This window comes from Ruegeria sp. AG7 (assembly GCF_056541545.1).
Map to the genome: position 1 here is coordinate 1 of NZ_JBQFYP010000011.1, position 16207 is coordinate 16207.

The 16207-nt window shown below is 58.8% G+C and carries 14 protein-coding genes; 4 read left to right on the top strand and 10 right to left on the bottom strand.

The genetic code is table 11. The annotated features are described in order from the left end of the window. Positions 1 to 480: 480 nt before the first annotated feature. Positions 481 to 1233, top strand: a complete 753-nt coding sequence (locus ACR0BF_RS14385; protein ID WP_480625166.1) for a hypothetical protein — start codon at positions 481 to 483, stop codon at positions 1231 to 1233. 73 nt (positions 1234 to 1306) lie between these two features. On the opposite strand, the gene ACR0BF_RS14390 is transcribed toward ACR0BF_RS14385, so the two are convergent. From ACR0BF_RS14390 to ACR0BF_RS14400, 3 genes are all read right to left on the bottom strand, one after another. Continuing rightward, positions 1307 to 1954 (bottom strand): response regulator, encoded by a 648-nt coding sequence (locus tag ACR0BF_RS14390; protein WP_480519221.1) that lies wholly within the window; start codon positions 1952 to 1954, stop codon positions 1307 to 1309. Next, positions 1951 to 3354 (bottom strand): sensor histidine kinase, encoded by a 1404-nt coding sequence (locus tag ACR0BF_RS14395; RefSeq protein ID WP_480625167.1) that lies wholly within the window; start codon positions 3352 to 3354, stop codon positions 1951 to 1953. The genes ACR0BF_RS14390 and ACR0BF_RS14395 overlap by 4 nt, the downstream gene beginning before the upstream one ends. Before the next feature lie 151 nt (positions 3355 to 3505). Further along, the gene (locus tag ACR0BF_RS14400) at positions 3506 to 4468 is read right to left on the bottom strand and encodes a zinc ABC transporter substrate-binding protein (protein WP_480625168.1); all 963 of its coding nucleotides are present in this window, start codon (positions 4466 to 4468) and stop codon (positions 3506 to 3508) included. Between the two features lie 57 nt (positions 4469 to 4525). Between ACR0BF_RS14400 and ACR0BF_RS14405 the strand changes: the two genes are divergently transcribed. Genes ACR0BF_RS14405 through ACR0BF_RS14415 form a run of 3 tightly spaced genes read left to right on the top strand, consistent with a single transcriptional unit; the run spans position 4526 to position 6590 of the window. After that, a complete protein-coding gene (locus ACR0BF_RS14405; protein ID WP_480625169.1) occupies positions 4526 to 5038 on the top strand; it encodes a Fur family transcriptional regulator in 513 nt (170 codons plus the stop codon). Positions 5039 to 5040: 2 nt separating this feature from the next. Then, the gene (locus ACR0BF_RS14410; protein WP_480625170.1) at positions 5041 to 5793 is read left to right on the top strand and encodes a metal ABC transporter ATP-binding protein; all 753 of its coding nucleotides are present in this window, start codon (positions 5041 to 5043) and stop codon (positions 5791 to 5793) included. After that, positions 5793 to 6590, top strand: coding sequence for a metal ABC transporter permease (locus ACR0BF_RS14415; protein ID WP_480625171.1), 798 nt, complete (start codon positions 5793 to 5795; stop codon positions 6588 to 6590). The genes ACR0BF_RS14410 and ACR0BF_RS14415 overlap by 1 nt, the downstream gene beginning before the upstream one ends. A 120-nt stretch (positions 6591 to 6710) precedes the next feature. Here the strand turns inward: ACR0BF_RS14415 and ACR0BF_RS14420 are convergent, their stop codons facing one another. From ACR0BF_RS14420 to xdhA, 7 genes are all read right to left on the bottom strand, one after another. Beyond that, on the bottom strand, positions 6711 to 7784 hold the full coding sequence (locus ACR0BF_RS14420; RefSeq protein WP_480555512.1) for a BMP family ABC transporter substrate-binding protein: 1074 nt from the start codon (positions 7782 to 7784) through the stop codon (positions 6711 to 6713). A gap of 32 nt (positions 7785 to 7816) precedes the next feature. Further along, a complete protein-coding gene (locus ACR0BF_RS14425) occupies positions 7817 to 8737 on the bottom strand; it encodes an ABC transporter permease (RefSeq protein ID WP_209598075.1) in 921 nt (306 codons plus the stop codon). Between the two features lie 2 nt (positions 8738 to 8739). Next, positions 8740 to 9822 carry an ABC transporter permease gene (locus tag ACR0BF_RS14430; RefSeq protein ID WP_480496425.1) on the bottom strand — a complete coding sequence of 361 codons (1083 nt, stop codon included), beginning with the start codon at positions 9820 to 9822 and terminating at the stop codon, positions 8740 to 8742. Positions 9823 to 9885: 63 nt separating this feature from the next. Further along, complete coding sequence (locus ACR0BF_RS14435) at positions 9886 to 11403, bottom strand: ABC transporter ATP-binding protein (protein ID WP_480496423.1); 1518 nt, start codon at positions 11401 to 11403, stop codon at positions 9886 to 9888. Then, the gene (gene xdhC / locus ACR0BF_RS14440; protein ID WP_480625172.1) at positions 11400 to 12335 is read right to left on the bottom strand and encodes a xanthine dehydrogenase accessory protein XdhC; all 936 of its coding nucleotides are present in this window, start codon (positions 12333 to 12335) and stop codon (positions 11400 to 11402) included. The genes ACR0BF_RS14435 and xdhC overlap by 4 nt, the downstream gene beginning before the upstream one ends. After that, positions 12335 to 14737: a xanthine dehydrogenase molybdopterin binding subunit gene (gene xdhB / locus ACR0BF_RS14445; RefSeq protein ID WP_480625173.1), complete on the bottom strand. Its 2403-nt coding sequence runs from the start codon at positions 14735 to 14737 to the stop codon at positions 12335 to 12337. Before xdhB ends, xdhC begins: the two co-directional genes overlap by 1 nt. Next, entirely contained in the window at positions 14734 to 16095 is a 1362-nt protein-coding gene (gene xdhA / locus ACR0BF_RS14450; RefSeq protein WP_480625174.1) for a xanthine dehydrogenase small subunit, read from the bottom strand. The genes xdhB and xdhA overlap by 4 nt, the downstream gene beginning before the upstream one ends. Positions 16096 to 16207 lie beyond the last annotated feature (112 nt).

Consider the following 16207-nt stretch of genomic DNA (forward strand, 5'->3'; position numbering starts at 1 on the left):
GTTTGGCCATCTGCTCGTCGGTCAGCCAGTAAAGATCGCTCATGACACCGCTCCGTTTTCCGAGCCGTGAATCACGCAGCGCGTTGGAAATCAATGCATCCTGACCCTAGCGTCCAACAGGGCGATTTCCGCGCGTGGGGCATCCTCGGCAGATGCTACAGCGATGCTACGCCAGAGAGCAAAGATCAGCTATCAAAGCGCACCCATTCTGACGCTTCCTCAAGCCGACTCTTACCCCATCATGAAAACCAACCCGCCTCCACCGTCAGTGCTGTCGGCACCAACATGCGGTCCCTCGTTGCTCAAAGCCAAAATAGGAGTGTTGGATCAGGTTGAGTTTTGGGAATTGTAATTCTTAGTTTCTCCGGTCCGGACATTCGGCCGGAAAATCATCAGACCTAAGCCCGATGTAGCGAAGCCGGGACTGGGATATCCTGCCTCCAATGCAGGAAAACGCCTCGAACAGGATTGGAGACGATAATGAATACCCGGAAAAGAACTGGTCAGCTTCTGAGCTCGGCAGCGCTGGCGTCGCTGATTGTGATGACACCCTATGTGCCGACCTTTGACGCAGACGGTCATCTGCGGTTGGAACCTGCTTACGCGTTTGCAAAAAGCGGGAAGGGGAGTGACGGCAACGGCGGGGATGATGATCATGACAGCAATTCCGGGTCGGGCAGCGGCGGAGATAGCGACGACAATTCCGGATCAGGTAAAGGTGGTCACGACGACGATGATGACGATGATGACGATGACGATGGCTCGTCACGCTCGGGCCGGGGCGGGGATAAGAAGGACCGGTCTCAGTCTGGGGGGCAGTCATCGGGATCGGCTGGAATAACAAAGGTCGAGACAAGCGCGAGCGGCATCGAAGTACGCTATGCTGACGGCACCAAAGAAGAGATCGAAAACGGTCGGTACGAAAGAAAAAACGCGCAGAACCGAACCATCGAGGAACGACCGGCCACAGGTGCCGACGTTTCGCGCCTTCGGTCACTGGCAAACGGTATCTCAATCGATAGTGTGCGCTCGCCAGGGCAGAGCGGCGGTGCTGGAAGTAACCCGGCAAAAATCGAAATTCAGGGCAACAATATCGAAGTTAGTTACGCAAACGGCTGGAAAGAAGAGATCGAGGGCGGGCGTTACGAGTTGAAAGACCCGTTCAACCGGACCGTTGTAGAAAGAACCGCAACTGCGGCGGATCGCAGCAGACTTCAGGCGATTGCCAACTGAACAACGAACTTTGACGAATGTGCGGGGCGGTTTCTTTTCTTGAGAGACCGCCCCGGTCTTTGAGCGCCTGACCCTAGTCTTTCTTGTTCCAGGCCTCATGCGCGATAAGAGCGGCCTCCACCCGGTTTCGCGCATGGAGCTTGGACAGGATCGCCGTCATGTAATGCTTGACGGTTTTCTCTTGAATCCCCAACTCATCGGCTATTTCCCGATTGCTCAGCCCTTTGGCGACGCGCCGAAGAATCTCCTCCTCGCGATGGGTAAGATCATCGATGGCGTCAGTTTCTTTCTGCGGCCCACTTCCGCGATTGATCTGAAGTAGCATGCGCGAAGCCAGACCCGGCGAGACGAACCCTTCGCCCGAGGCGATACTGCGCAGCGAATCTGTCAATTCGCGCGCTGTCACGCCCTTGACGATATAGCCAATGGCACCCGCCTCCAAAGCGTCTGCGACGTCACTGCTGTTTTCAGAGACCGTCAATATCGCGATGAAAGGCGGGTTCGCCATTTCAGCAATTCGACGGGTCGCGCTAATGCCGCCGCCGGGCATCGACAGGTCGAGGATGGCGATGTCTGGTTGATGGGTTCGGACAAGGGAAACGGCCTCATCTGCATTTGATCCAGCGGCGAGAACCTTGAAACCGTCAGCCTCTTCTAATGTGCGGTGCAAACCGTCCCGGAAAATCGGGTGATCATCTGCGATAACGACGGATGTTGTCATGATGCACTCATCTTTCTGGGAAACAATGTCATAGCAACGGTGGTGCCCTTGCCCAGGGTTGATGTCACTACGAACCGGCCACCGATGCTTTCGACCCGGTCACGCAAACCGACAAGGCCCTGGCCTCCGTCGTCTCGCAGCACAGTCTCGCCTGACGGATCGAACCCGGGGCCGTCGTCGCTGACCTGAACGGTGATGCGATCATCATGTACGTCGCAGGTGACAATGCATCGGGACGTGGGCGCATATCTTGCGGCATTGGAAAGCGTTTCCTGCAGGAACCGGAAAACGCACAACTTGCCCGAGATTGACAAATCAGGCGACGGATTGCCCTGAAAGGAAATACCGGGGCGAAAAGGGCTGTGTTCCGCGTGGTCCTCGACAGCTCTTTTTACCACATCAACGAGCGCCAGGTTTTCGATGTCTGGCGCGAACAATCCCCGTGACAGGGCGCGAATTTCTGCCAAAGACTTCTGCAAAGATTGCTGAATTTCTTCGGCCTCGGTGGGCATCTCCGGCCTGTCGCCGAATGCGGCCTCCAATCGAAGGGCAGCGAGCGACAGGTATTGGGCAGGACCGTCATGCAGTTCCGCGCCGAGTTTCCTAAGGAACCTGTCCGTTTGCGCAGCATATCTTTCTGATGCATCAATGACGCGCGACCGCAGCATGGCATTCTGCGCGGCCATCTTTTCACTTTCGGCAAGGCGGTCGTTCAGAAGGCGTCCTTGCCTTCGAATAGTGTTGTCGCCGATTGCGACAATGGAAAACAGAACAACCGTGCTTGCCGCAAAGGCCGAGCCAACGATCAACCAGCTTGTTCTTCTGGCTCTGGCCATGTCCAGTTCCAGCTGATCGGCCTTTTCATAGAACTCGGCGACCGCGATGACTCTTCCCGACCAGATTTCGCGAATAGGGCTGTAGACTTCCAGCAATGGAATGCCAAGCGCAGCCTCTGCCGCGCTTTCTTCGTCGTCCAGCTCTTCAAATGAGCCCGAGATTTCTCCAGCCCATGCGCGTTTCAGGTCATCTGTCGGCTCGAAGCGGCGACCGATGATGGCGGAATCCGATGCGTATGCAATCTCGCCATCCTGTTTCCAGAACTTGTACGAGGCAATGCGTTCGCGCATCGGCTGGGTCATGAAAATCTCGTCCAGCGCCCGGCTGGCCTGTTCGGAAAGGCGGTCTCCATGCGCCAGCTCCTGGCTGAGTGGGGACAAAATGCTTTCCATGTACAATGCCGCAGAGTTGGCGGAATTTTGTACAACCGCATTTTCGATCCGGTTCGATACCCAGTGACCAACAAACACCGTTGCAGTCCCCATGACCACAACACTTGCCGCGAGAAAAACGCGCGACAAAGACCAGTTGCCAATTGTCAGGTCGGTAATTTTGGGTCTCATTTCGCAATCGACTATGAACGACAATTGTTTGACGCGCTACAGACCATGGTCTGATGCGCTTCTCCAATGTTCCAAACCTGATGCGCAGATCGGGACTTGGCCCTTTTGGGTGCACCCCGGCAGGTTCCCGCGTCCCGATCCCAATCCCGGCTCAACGGGTTTTCAAACACTCCGCCAGGGTTTGCGCCATGTTGCGAATGACTTGCGGGTACAGAGACGGCCCGGGTTCCAGAGCCGAGCCCAGCGGATCGATCACACCGGATTGCGCCGATGTTCCATCCAGCACGGTTTCGACGATGCCCGGATTGAACTGTGGTTCGGACAATACGCAGTTGATGCCTTCGGCGTGAATGCGACCTTGAATGGCGGCAATTCGCGCGGGGCTTGGGTCGGACGCGTCGCTCAGGGAAATCGCGCCCGATGCAGGGAAACCGAACGCGACCTCAAAATACTGGTAGGCATCATGAAACACGATGAAGCTGCCGCCGCGAACCGGTTCAAGCAACTCTTCCACTTCTGCGGAAAGCACGGTCATTTCTTCGCGCGCCGCTTCGGCATTTGCTAAATACGCAGCGGCGTTGTCGGGATCCGCTGACGACAGTTGATCCGCGATCAGGGTCAGCCAGGCTTTGGCATTCGTTGGCGACAGCCAGGCATGTGGGTCATGAGAGTCATGATCATCATGGCCTTCGTGATCGCCATGGTCGTCATGGTCTTCGTGACCCGCATCGTCCGCGTGATCATGCGCCTCAAACAATGCGTCTTCCCGGAACTCAAGAAGCCCCGTACCCTTTGCGTCCAATAGGGCTGTGGCGGTCGCACCTTGAGCAAGAGTTTCTATCGCACTTTCCAGCCAGGGTGTCAGGTCTTCTCCTACCCAGAACACCAGATCGGCGTTTTGCAACGCGGCTGCCTCGGACGGGCGCAGATTGTATTCATGCGGCGAGGCACCCGGTGCGACGATCAGGGCAGGTGTTCCCACACCCTCCATGACACGGGCCACCAGCGAATGAACCGGGGCAATGTCCGCGGCAACGTTTGGCGCATCTGCGCGGGCCGGTCCACCCAGCAGTGCAACTGTGATAGATAATGGAAGAAGAAGCGTTCTGGACATCGGGCCCTCTGTGTGATTTTATAACATTTCAAGCGGCAATACATGATATGTAATAACATGACAAGTGATGTGCACCCAGTTATTGGCAAAGACGCGGCTCCGGTCGGGTTTCAGGAACATGACCACCAGAGCTGCGTCGCAACGGCTCTGGCATCTGCCGAAGCCCGGTGCAAAGAGGAAGGGCTGCGGCTGACGCCGGTTCGGCGCAAGGTTCTTGAGATGTTATTGCAGGAACATCGCGCCCAAGGTGCCTATGCAATCCTTGATCGGTTGCGCGACGAAGGATTCGGGTCCCAGCCTCCGGTCGCTTATCGGGCGTTGGAGTTTCTTGTACAGAACGGCTTTGTCCACAAGATCGAGCGGCTGAACGCGTTTGTCGCCTGCTCTCATCCCGGCGCGGCGCATTCACCTGCTTTCATGATCTGCCGAAAATGTGATGCCGTAGCCGAGGCGCAGTCCGCCCCCTCCAAAGGTGTTCTTGGCGCTGCCGCGCGCGCGGCAGGTTTCGAGATCGAGCGAACGGTTGTAGAGGCTGAAGGTCTCTGCCCTGACTGCACCGAAAAGGCATAAAGATGGCCCTAATCACTGTCGAGAAACTCAGCGTCCGCTATGGCGCGCATACCGTGCTGCATCATGTGGATATGGTCGTTGAACCGGGTGAAATCGTGACCATCGTTGGCCCGAACGGATCAGGAAAGACCAGCCTGCTGCGCGCCATTATCGGTGCGACACGGCCTTTTGCCGGTCAGGTGTCACTGAAGTCCGGTTTGAAAATCGGCTATGTGCCGCAGAAGCTGCATGTCGATCCGACACTACCGATTTCCGTCGAAAGGTTCATGCGTCTGACCGATCCTGTGTCGCGCAGGCAATGTGTCGAGGCGCTTGAATCGGCGGGTGTGCCGGATCTGTTGAAACGCCAGATGTCGCAGCTGTCCGGCGGACAGTTCCAGCGGGTGCTGCTGGCCAGAGCTTTGATCAACCGCCCGGACATATTGTTGCTGGACGAAGCGACACAGGGTTTGGACCAACGGGGATCGGCCAGCTTTTACCAGCAAATCGAGGCTGTCCGGCGCGAGACCGGATGCGCCATTCTGATGATCAGCCACGAACTGCACGTGGTCATGAGTGCGTCGGACCGGGTGATATGCCTCAATGGGCATGTCTGTTGCGAAGGATCGCCGGCCGTGGTCGCCTCGGCGCCCGAATATCGGGCCTTGTTCGGAACCGGAACAGGTGGCGCGCTTGCCCTTTATCGTCATGAACATGATCACCATCATGATCATGATCATGATCATGATGCAAAACCACAGGAAGCAGCGGAATAATGCTGGATGATTTCATGATGCGGGCAACGCTCGCAGGTATTGGCGTGGCGTTTGCCGCGGCCCCCCTTGGGTGTTTTGTCGTATGGCGTCGCATGGCGTATTTCGGCGATGCAACCGCACATGCCGCAATTCTGGGCGTGGCCCTATCCCTGACGTTTCAGATGTCGATCTTCACGGGTGCGCTGGCTGTCGCTTTGGTCATGGCGCTGACCGTTTCGCTTTTGGCCGGTCGCGGTTATGCGATGGACACGCTGCTGGGGGTTCTGGCGCATTCTGCGCTGGCCTTCGGGCTGGTAGCAGTTTCATTCCTGTCCGGTGTCCGGATTGACCTGATGGCATATCTGTTTGGGGATATTCTGGCGGTCTCCCGTTCGGATCTGGTCGTGATCTGGGGCGGTGCGGCGCTTGTCGTGGCTCTGATTGTCTGGCGTTGGTCGCAACTTCTGACCGCGACACTGAACGAAGAACTGGCCTATGCCAGCGGCTTCGATCCAAGGCGAGAACAACTGATCCTGACCCTGTCACTTGCTGTGACCGTAGCGGTGGCGATCAAGGTTGTGGGCGTGTTGCTGATCGCCGCAATGCTGATCATTCCGGCGGCTGCTGCGCGAAACCTGGCCCGGTCACCAGAATCCATGGCCCTGATTGCTGCGGGAATAGGTGCGCTTTCGGCCATCACAGGGCTAAGGGCCGCGTATGTATTCGACACTCCGGCAGGACCCTCGATTGTCTGCGTTGCCGCGATCGTTTTTGCGTGCCTAAGCCTGATCGGGTGGCGAACGCAGGGCAGAGTCTAAAGTTTCTGTGGCTCGTCGCGGCCGTAGCATCCCGGTCATCCGGTAATGTGACCGAAACGAAAACGCCACAAAAAAAGGCCCGCAATCCTGCGGGCCTTTATGCATTTCTATCCGCGCTGTTTATTGCGGGATATCGCCTTCCAGCCCTTCGACATAGAAGTTCATACCGGCCAGAGTACCGTCGTCGGCCACTTCGCCCTCGGCCAGCCAGTCGCTGCCGTCCTGCTTTTTCAGCGGTCCGGTAAAGGCATGATAGCTGCCATCGGCCAGCGCGGCTTTCAGGGCCAGTGCCTCTTCCTTGATGTCCGCGGGAACTGCATCCGAAATCTCACCGATTTCTACCATGCCCGGCCCGATTCCGTCCCAGGTGTTGGACGAGGCCCAGGTGCCGTCCATCACGGCTCGCGTGCGCGCAATGTAATAGGGTCCCCAGTTGTCGATGATCGAGGAAACACGCGGTTTGGGGGCGTATTCGCTCATATCCGAAGCCTGACCGAAGGTGATCACGTTGCCCGCCTCTTGTGCGGCGGCCTGCGGTGCGGTCGAGTCAGTGTGCTGCAGGATCACGTCGGCGCCCTGTTCGATCAGAACCGATGCGGCGTCAGCCTCTTTCGCCGGGTCGAACCATGTATAGGCCCAGACGATCTTGAACTGGACATCCGGGTTCGCTTTCTTGGCGTGGATATAGGCCGAGTTGATACCGCGGATCACCTCGGGGATCGGGTAGGACCCGATATAGCCGATGATGTTCGATTCGGTCATTCTACCCGCGATATGCCCCTGAACCGCGCGGCCTTCGTAGAAACGCGCTGAATAGACCGAGACGTTGTCGGCGGTCTTGTAGCCGGTCGCGTGCTCGAACTTCACGTTCGGGAATTTCTTGGCCACATTGATGGTTGGATCCATATAGCCGAACGAGGTGGTAAAGATCAGATCCGCGCCTTCCAGCGCCATCTGGGTCATCACGCGCTCGGCGTCGGGGCCTTCGGGCACCGATTCAACGAATACAGTCTCGACCTTGTCGCCGAACTCTTCTTCGATCGCCAAACGGCCTTTGTTGTGTTCATAGGTCCAGCCGCCGTCGCCGACAGGGCCGACATAAACAAAACCGACCTTGGTTTTGTCTTGTGCCACTGCACCGGTCGCAAGACCAAGCGCTATCGCGGCAGTTGTCAGAAGCGATTTTAATTTCATGTAGTTACTCCCCAAGTTGGTTCAGTTGGCCCCTAGTGTGAGGCATGGAAGGTCCGGCCCAGTGAGGCAGGTGCGCTGCTCTTGTCGGCCGAAAGGATCACAAGCACAAGGATCGTGATAAGATAGGGTGACATTGCCAGATACTCCACGGGAATGGCAACGCCCGCTGCCTGCAAATTAAGCTGCAAGACGGTGATGCCGCCGAACAAATATGCACCCAGCAGGACCCGCCAGGGTTTCCAGCTGGCAAACACCACCAGCGCCAGTGCGATCCAGCCGACACCTGCGGTCATGCCCTCGGTCCATTGCGGCACACGTATCAGACTGATGTAAGCTCCACCCAGGCCCGCGCAGGCCCCGCCAAACAGGATCGCCATGATACGGATTTTGATGACCTTGTAGCCAAGCGCATGGGCGGCATCGTGGTTTTCACCAACCGCCCGCAGGATCAACCCGACGCGGGTGTACTTCAGGACGGCCCAGACCACAGCGGTCAGCGCAATGCCCAGATACAGGATGGGATCGTGCCGAAACAGGATCGGGCCGATGACCGGAATATCGCTGATCAAGGGGATGTGGATATCGCCCATGCTGGGTGGTTTGACGCCCACATAGCTTTGCCCCATCAGGGCGCTGAACCCCAGGCCAAACAGGGTCAGCGCAAGGCCGCTGGCAACCTGGTTGGCCAACGCAAACTGTGTCAGCAAGACGAACAGCAGCGACAGCACGGCCCCGCCAATGGCGGCAGCAACAAAGCCCAGCCAGGGCGATCCGGTTTCGACCGAGATCGCAAAACCGCTGATCGCGCCAACGATCATCATGCCCTCGACACCAAGGTTCAGAACGCCTGCCTTTTCCACGACAAGCTCTCCGATCGCGGCCAGCAGAAGGGGGGTTGCGGCCACCATAAGCGAAGCAACCAGAAGAACGGGATTGATTTGACCAAGATCCATGATCACGCCACCTCGCTACGAGCCGCACGGATGCGGAAGTTTGTCAGAAGATCGAAGGCCAGCAGGAAAAACAGCAGCATTCCCTGAAACACCTGAATGGCTGCGGCAGGCAGGCCCAGCTGCGATTGTGCGATTTCACCGCCAATATAGGTCAGCGCCATCAGGCCCCCGGCCAAAAGAATACCCACCGGATGCAGTCGGCCCAGAAAGGCGACGATGATCGCTGTAAAGCCATAACCCACATTGAAATCGATGCTGATCTGACCGGACGGGCCGGACACCTCGAACATCCCGGCCAACCCGGCCAAAGCGCCCGAAATTCCAAGGCAGAACAGGATCAGCCGCGCTGGATTCACACCTGCAAACTTTGCGGCGCGGGGGGCCTCACCCGTCAGACGGATATGGAACCCCAGCATGTGACGGTTCAGCAAAACATAGGCAAAGATCACCGCGATGAAGGCCGCGACAACACCCCAATGCATCCCGGAACCGGCAATCAGCTCGGCATTGTGCGCGCTTTCATAGGATTGCAGGTTGCGCGAGCCGGGAAAGCCGAACCCTTCGGGGTTCTTGAGCAAACCCAGCGAGACCGAGGCCAGCATCTGTTCGGCCACGTAGACCAGCATCAGCGACACGAGGATTTCGTTGGTGCCGAAACGCACTTTCAGCAAAGCCGGGATCGTTGCCCACAGCCAGCCGCCAAATGCGCCTGCGGCCACCATGATCGGGAAGATGTACCAGGCGTCGAGCGGATAGAAGGCCAGACCTGCGCCCGCACCGAATATGGCGCCCATGATGTATTGCCCTTCGGCCCCGATATTCCAGATACCGGCTCGAAATCCCAGCGACAATCCGATAGCGATCAACACAAGCGGGGCGCCCTTGACCAGCAATTGAGGGCGGTAATAAAATGCGAACTCGCCAAAAAGCGGCTCCCAGAAGATGGTACCGATGGCTTCGACCGGGTTTTTCCCCAATATGGCAAACAGCAACCCGCCAAACACCATTGTCGCCAGCACCGCCACAAGGGGGGTCGCATAAGACCAGGCCCTGGACGGCTGTGGCCGTTTCTCCAATACAATCATCTGCTCATCCCCCCAGATGTTTCATCTTTTTGCAAATACTCTCGCCGAAGGCGGCTCAGCAGATCACACATGTGCCACCTCCATGCCATGGGCACCGCCCATCATCAGGCCAATCTCATCCACGGTCAGGCCGGTGGTCGGGCGCGGTGCGCTCAGCCGACCTTCGTTTAAGGCCGCAAAACTGTCCGAGATTTCCATCAGCTCATCCAGATCCTGCGAAATGCAGACCACCGCTGTGCCTTTCGCCGCAAGATCGAGTATGGCTTGCCGGATCGACGCGGCCGCCGCGGCATCCACCCCCCAGGTTGGCTGGTTTACCACCAACACATCAGGGTTTTGCAGCACTTCGCGTCCAATCACGAATTTCTGCAGATTGCCGCCGGACAAGGACCGCGCTGCGTTTTCGGGCCCGGGCGTACGTACGTCGAAGGCTTCGATGATCTTTTCGGCAAAACTCCGGGTTTCGGACCATTTCAAGAAGCCGTTTTTCTCAAGCCCTTCCCGCACAGATCCGGTCAGCAAAGCGTTTTCGGTCAGGCTCATGTCGGGCGCCGCCGCGTGGCCGAGCCGTTCCTCAGGCGCGGTCAGAACGCCCAGCTTGCGGCGCGCTGTCGGGCCGAGCTTGCCGATTGCCTGACCGTTGAACTTGATCGCATCCGCCGATGTCAGGATTTCCCCGGACAGCACGCCCAGCAATTCATCCTGCCCGTTTCCGGCAACACCGCCGACGCCCAGAACCTCGCCCTTGCGGACCGTCATGTGCACATTGCGCAATGCGGTGCCGAATTCCGAAGGCGAGGGGACTGACAGCCCGCTGACATCCAGCGCGACCTCACCTAGTTCCCGGCCCGAGCGTTCAGGCGTCTGCAACGTCGACCCGACCATCATCTCGGCCATGTCGCGCGCCGAGGTTTCAGCGGGAACACATTCGCCCACGTTCTTGCCCAGACGCAGGATCGTGGCATGGTCGCACAGCGTTCGGATCTCCTCCAGTTTATGCGAGATATAAAGGATCGAGGTTCCCTCGGAGCGTAGCTTGTTCAGCGTCTCAAACAGGATATTGACCTCTTGCGGGGTCAGAACCGAGGTCGGTTCGTCCATGATCAGCAGTTTGGGGTCCTGCAACAGGCAGCGAATGATCTCGACCCGCTGGCGTTCGCCTGCGGACAGATCGCCAACCGTGCGAAACGGGTCCAGCGGCAGACCATAGGTTTCCGAGACTTCGCGAATGCGCGATGCCAGATCCCCCATCGGGGGCGGATTCTCCATCCCCAGCGCGATATTCTCGGCCACGTTCAGCGCGTCAAACAGCGAAAAATGCTGGAACACCATCGCGATCCCATCGGCACGGGCCGCGCGCGGTTCGGGCGGCGCAAACGGATTGCCGCGCAGCTTCATGGTGCCGCTGTCCGGCTTTACAAGCCCATAGATCATTTTCACCAGCGTGGATTTCCCCGCGCCGTTTTCCCCCAGCAGCGCGTGCACTTCGCCTTCACCGATGTCAAAGGACACCTGATCATTGGCCACAACACCGGGGTAGGCTTTGGTCAGCCCTTGCAAGCTCAAAAGTGGAATGGTCACGCGCTCAGGTCCTTCTTCAACTCGTTTTGCAGGGCCGGGCGCAGCAATTGTGCAGCGACGCCCACGGCGATCATATGTGGATGCTTCCCCATCGACGGGTCACCGATCGGGCAGGTGATCCGGCTTATCCGTTCAGGCGGATGCCCAAGAGCGGCCAGACGAGACCGGAATCGCGCCCATTTCGTAGCCGAGCCGATCAGCCCCGCAAAGCCAAAATCGTGCAAAAGCAGTCTGTTGCACAGTTCAAAGTCAAGGCTATGCGAGTATGTCAGCACAAGATGTTCGGCGTCGGATGGGGCATGGCAGATCAGCTCGGCCGGTTTTATGGCCGGAACAATTGTCACGCCCGCTGGCACAGTGGCCGGAAAGCGCTGACGGCTGGTGTCCACCCAGGTGATCGCAAGATCGGGAAGCGGGGACAGCACACCCACTAGCGCACGGCCGACATGGCCCGCGCCCCAGATCCACAGATTGCGTGTCGGCTTGTGAACAGGTTCAACCATCCAGCCATCGATCAGCTGCGGTTCTGGCGCAATCCCCTGTCCGCGCGCCGTCGCCAGCATTCGCTTGACCGACAGGGGCATCTCGTCACCCGTGGCCGGGCGCGCGATGACCGTATCGTCCAGATCATTGACAGTGTTTGCGTGGTAGACCTCGCTCAGCAACGACACGGCACCGCCACAGCATTGCCCCAACTCGGGTCCAAGTGCATGATGCGTCAGGCGGGTTGGCGTGGTTTGCAACCGTGCAGCATTTGCCGCCTGGTATTCCAGTGTTCCGCCACCAATTGTGCCGCTTTGCCCGCCGTCCCAGACCAGCATGGCGGCACCAACTTCGCGTGGAGACGACCCTTTGATCCCGGCGATGACCACCCGAACCACTTTGCCGTGGGTTTTGACCGCCTCCCTCAAAGCCTCTAGGTCAAATCCCATCAGATATCTCCCTTCATCCTCTGGACGCCGCGCCAGACCTCTTCGGCGGTGGCGGGTGCGTTGAGTGCCGGATAGGTGTCCCCGCAGGCTGCCACCGCATTCGAAAGCGCTAGCCAGGCCGATATTCCCAGCATGAACGGGGGTTCCCCCACGGCTTTCGAGCGATAGATGGTGTCCTCTCGGTTCTCGCCATCCCAAAGTGCGACGTTGAAAATGTCGGGCCGGTCGGAACAGGCCGGGATCTTGTAGGTCGAGGGCGCATGTGTGCGCAGGTTGCCCTTGCCGTCCCAGACCAGTTCCTCGGTCGTCAGCCAGCCCGCGCCCTGCACGTAACCGCCTTCGACCTGTCCGACATCCAGCGCCGGGTTCAGCGAAGCGCCCGCGTCATGCAGGATATCTGTGCGCAGAATGCGGTTCTCGCCCGTCAACGTGTCCACAGCGACCTCGGTGACCGAAGCGCCATAAGCGAAGTAGTAAAACGGGCGACCGCGCCCCGCGATCCGGTCCCATTCGATCTTGGGCGTTTTATAAAAGCCAGTGGCCGACAGGCTTATGCGACCCTGATAGGCCAGTGCGGCAGCTTCGGCGAACGTGTACCGTTCTTCACCAACCGAAACGTGGCCATCTGTGAAAGTGACCGCGGAGGGGTCGGCCTGATGCCGTTCAGCCAGATAATCGGCCATCCGGTCGCGGATCGTATCGCAAGCCGCTTTCACCGCCATGCCGTTCAGATCGCTGCCCGAAGACGCCGCCGTGGCTGACGTATTCGGCACTTTGGCCGTATCGGTGGCGGTGATCTTGACCATCTCAAGCGGGATGCCGAAACGTGACGCGGCCACTTGCGCGACCTTCTGGAACAGACCCTGACCCATCTCGGTGCCGCCATGATTCAGGTGGACCGAACCATCCTGATACACATGCACCAGCGCACCGGCCTGGTTCAGATGGGTCAGCGTGAAGGAAATTCCGAACTTGACCGGAGAAAAGGCGATGCCCTTCTTGATCACGTTGTTTTCGGCATTCCATTTCTCGATGGCCGCTTTGCGCGCGGCATAGTTGCTGGACTTCATCAGCGCTTCGGTCATGCCATGCAGTTCGAAATCGCTGACCTCCATGCCGTAGGGCGTCGTGTTGCCACCAGCGGGCAGGGGGCGGACCGGGGCGGTCCCTGTTTCCACCGCGCCACGGCTGGTCAGGTCTTCGTGCGGGTCGGGATGACCCAGCGGTTTCTCGTGGGGTTGGACTTCGGCAACCTTATGCGCGGGCTCGTAATAGTTGCGGCGGCGCAATTCCACCGGGTCCAACCCAAGTTCATGCGCGGCGTGGTCCATCACACGTTCGATGGCAACCATCCCCTGCGGGCCACCAAACCCGCGATAGGCGGTGGCTGACTGCGTGTTGGTCTTCAACCGATGGCTTTCAATCCGGGCATTGGGCAGCAGGTAGGCATTGTCCGAATGCAGCATCGCACGGTCGGCGACGGGCAGGGACAGGTCCTGCGCCCAGCCGCAGATCGCGTATTGCAGAAAGGACACGCCCTGAATGTGACCCTGTTCGTCAAATCCCGCGCGATAGGAAATCCGGAAGGCGTGGCGTTTGCCGGTGATGATCATGTCATCATCGCGGTCATAGCGCATCTTGCAGGCTTTGCCGGTTGCCCGCGCCGCCACTGCGCAGGCGACGGCCAGCGCATTCCCCTGGCTTTCCTTGCCACCGAATCCGCCACCCATGCGCCGGGTTTCGACGCGGATCGCATGCATTGGCAGGCCCAGAGCGTCCGCTACCTTGTGCTGTATCTCGGTCGGGTGCTGGGTCGAGCTGTGGACCAGCATGTCGCCGCCTTCATTCGGCACGGCAAGGGCTGCCTGACCTTCCAGATAGAAATGCTCCTGACCGCCGATCTCGAATGTTCCGTCGATGACGTGGGCTGCGCTTTCAATCGCGGCGTCCGCGTCGCCCTTGGCATAGATACGGGGCCCGTCTTCAAATCGGCTGTCTGCGGCCAGAGCTTCTTCCGCCGTCAGGATCGGTGTTTCCTCTGCATAGTCGATCTTGCCCAACCGAACCGCCTTGCGGGCGGCCAGATGGCTGGTGGCAACCACAAGGAAAACAGGCTGGCCGATATAGTGAACCGTCCCGTCGGACAGCAACGGTTCATCGTGGATCGAGGGCGAAACATCGTTGGCAAAGGGCAGGTCCTGTGCCGTCATGACCTTGACGACCCCGGCTGCTGCTTTCACGGCAGACAGGTCCATCGCGGTAATCGTGCCCTTGGCGATCGGGCTCAGGCCAAAGGCCAGATGCAATGTGCCCTTTGGCGTCGGGATGTCGTCCACATATCGGGCGGAACCGGATACGTGCAGCGGTGCCGCGTCATGGGGAAGGGGTTTGGTTACGCTCATGCCGATACCTCCAGCACGTTGGTCACATGGCCCTGATCCTCAAGTAAGTACCGTTCCAGCATCGCTTTGGCGGTCTCAAGCCTGTACGTGGCCGAGGCGCGCATATCGGTAAGCGGTGAATAATCGTCGGCAAAAGCGGGCAGAGCGGCGTCAATCGTCTCGCGCGTCCATGGCTTGCCGATCAACGCGGCCTCGACATGGGTTGCCCGTTTCGGAATGCCAGCCATACCGCCAAACGCGATGCGCGCAGCCGCCACCCGTCCGTCTGAAATGGTAATGTTGAAGCATCCGCACACGGCCGAGATATCCTGATCGAACCGTTTGCTCAGCTTGTAGCATTTCAACCGGTCCGCCTGACGCGGGAAGCTGACGGCTTCGACAAACTCACCCGGCGCGCGGTCCTGTTTCCCGTAATCGATGAAGAAGTCTTCCAGCAGGACTGACCGGCGTTCATCACCTTTGCGCAGGTGCAGCGTCGCACCCAATGCGATGAGCGCGGGCGGGTTGTCTCCTATTGGTGAGCCATTGGCGATGTTGCCACCCACAGTGGCCGCGTGACGGACCTGAACACTGGCATAGCGCCGGATCATTTCAGCATACGATGGGTGAATGTCCGCCAAGGCTTCGCCCATGCGGTTCATATCGACCATGGCACCGAACCGAATATCTTCGTCGGTGATCGTGATCTCTTTCAGATCGTCACAGCTGTTCAGGAAGATCACCGGATCAAGATCGCGCAGTTGCTTGGTCACCCAAAGCCCAACATCAGTTGCGCCCGCGACCAAAGTGGCATTTGGGTTCTCGGCATACACAGCAGCCAGCGCGTCGGACGAGCCCGGCAGCATGGGTGAAGCGGCGGGTGTTGCGACAGGCTTGTCCTTGACCCAGACAGGCACGGGATGCTTCTCGGCCGCTTCGGCTGCGCGAATAATGGGTGCATAACCTGTGCAACGGCACAGATTACCGGCAAGCTGTGTGTCGTGATCCGTCGCGCCATTGGTGTGACCGGCCACCATAGACATGACAAAACCGGGTGTGCAAAAGCCGCATTGCGACCCGTGCAAGTCAACCATGGCCTGCTGAACCGGATGGACCTCACCATCGGGGCTGCAGGCGCCTTCGACGGTTCGAACCGCCTTGCCATGCAACTGCGGCAGGAACAGGATGCACGAGTTCAGGGCCTTTGCGCCACCCACATCCGTCACCATGACAGTGCAGGCACCGCAATCGCCTTCGTTGCAGCCTTCTTTGGTGCCGGTCAGGCCACGATCTTCACGCAGCCAATCCAGCAGAGTGGCTGTCGGATTGATATCCGTCAGCTCCACTGTCTCTCCATTCAGAAGAAACGTGATGTCCATTCGAGAAACCCGTCGCCTTACCCGGTTGCGCCCTGGTGGTGCCCTCCTTCGATGCGACGTAGAAAGAGTGGCGGGCGGATAGCTTGCAAATGGATGTTAGAAACAGCATGCG

Coding starts and splice junctions, on each gene's coding strand:
- xdhC (WP_480625172.1), bottom strand. CDS start 12,335: ATGGGATTTGACCTAGAGGCTTTGAGGGAGGCGGTCAAAACCCACGGC.
- ACR0BF_RS14385 (WP_480625166.1), top strand. CDS start 481: ATGAATACCCGGAAAAGAACTGGTCAGCTTCTGAGCTCGGCAGCGCTG.
- ACR0BF_RS14390 (WP_480519221.1), bottom strand. CDS start 1,954: ATGACAACATCCGTCGTTATCGCAGATGATCACCCGATTTTCCGGGAC.
- ACR0BF_RS14425 (WP_209598075.1), bottom strand. CDS start 8,737: ATGGATCTTGGTCAAATCAATCCCGTTCTTCTGGTTGCTTCGCTTATG.
- xdhB (WP_480625173.1), bottom strand. CDS start 14,737: ATGAGCGTAACCAAACCCCTTCCCCATGACGCGGCACCGCTGCACGTA.
- ACR0BF_RS14405 (WP_480625169.1), top strand. CDS start 4,526: ATGACAAGTGATGTGCACCCAGTTATTGGCAAAGACGCGGCTCCGGTC.
- ACR0BF_RS14420 (WP_480555512.1), bottom strand. CDS start 7,784: ATGAAATTAAAATCGCTTCTGACAACTGCCGCGATAGCGCTTGGTCTT.
- xdhA (WP_480625174.1), bottom strand. CDS start 16,095: ATGGACATCACGTTTCTTCTGAATGGAGAGACAGTGGAGCTGACGGAT.
- ACR0BF_RS14415 (WP_480625171.1), top strand. CDS start 5,793: ATGCTGGATGATTTCATGATGCGGGCAACGCTCGCAGGTATTGGCGTG.
- ACR0BF_RS14395 (WP_480625167.1), bottom strand. CDS start 3,354: ATGAGACCCAAAATTACCGACCTGACAATTGGCAACTGGTCTTTGTCG.
- ACR0BF_RS14400 (WP_480625168.1), bottom strand. CDS start 4,468: ATGTCCAGAACGCTTCTTCTTCCATTATCTATCACAGTTGCACTGCTG.
- ACR0BF_RS14430 (WP_480496425.1), bottom strand. CDS start 9,822: ATGATTGTATTGGAGAAACGGCCACAGCCGTCCAGGGCCTGGTCTTAT.
- ACR0BF_RS14410 (WP_480625170.1), top strand. CDS start 5,041: ATGGCCCTAATCACTGTCGAGAAACTCAGCGTCCGCTATGGCGCGCAT.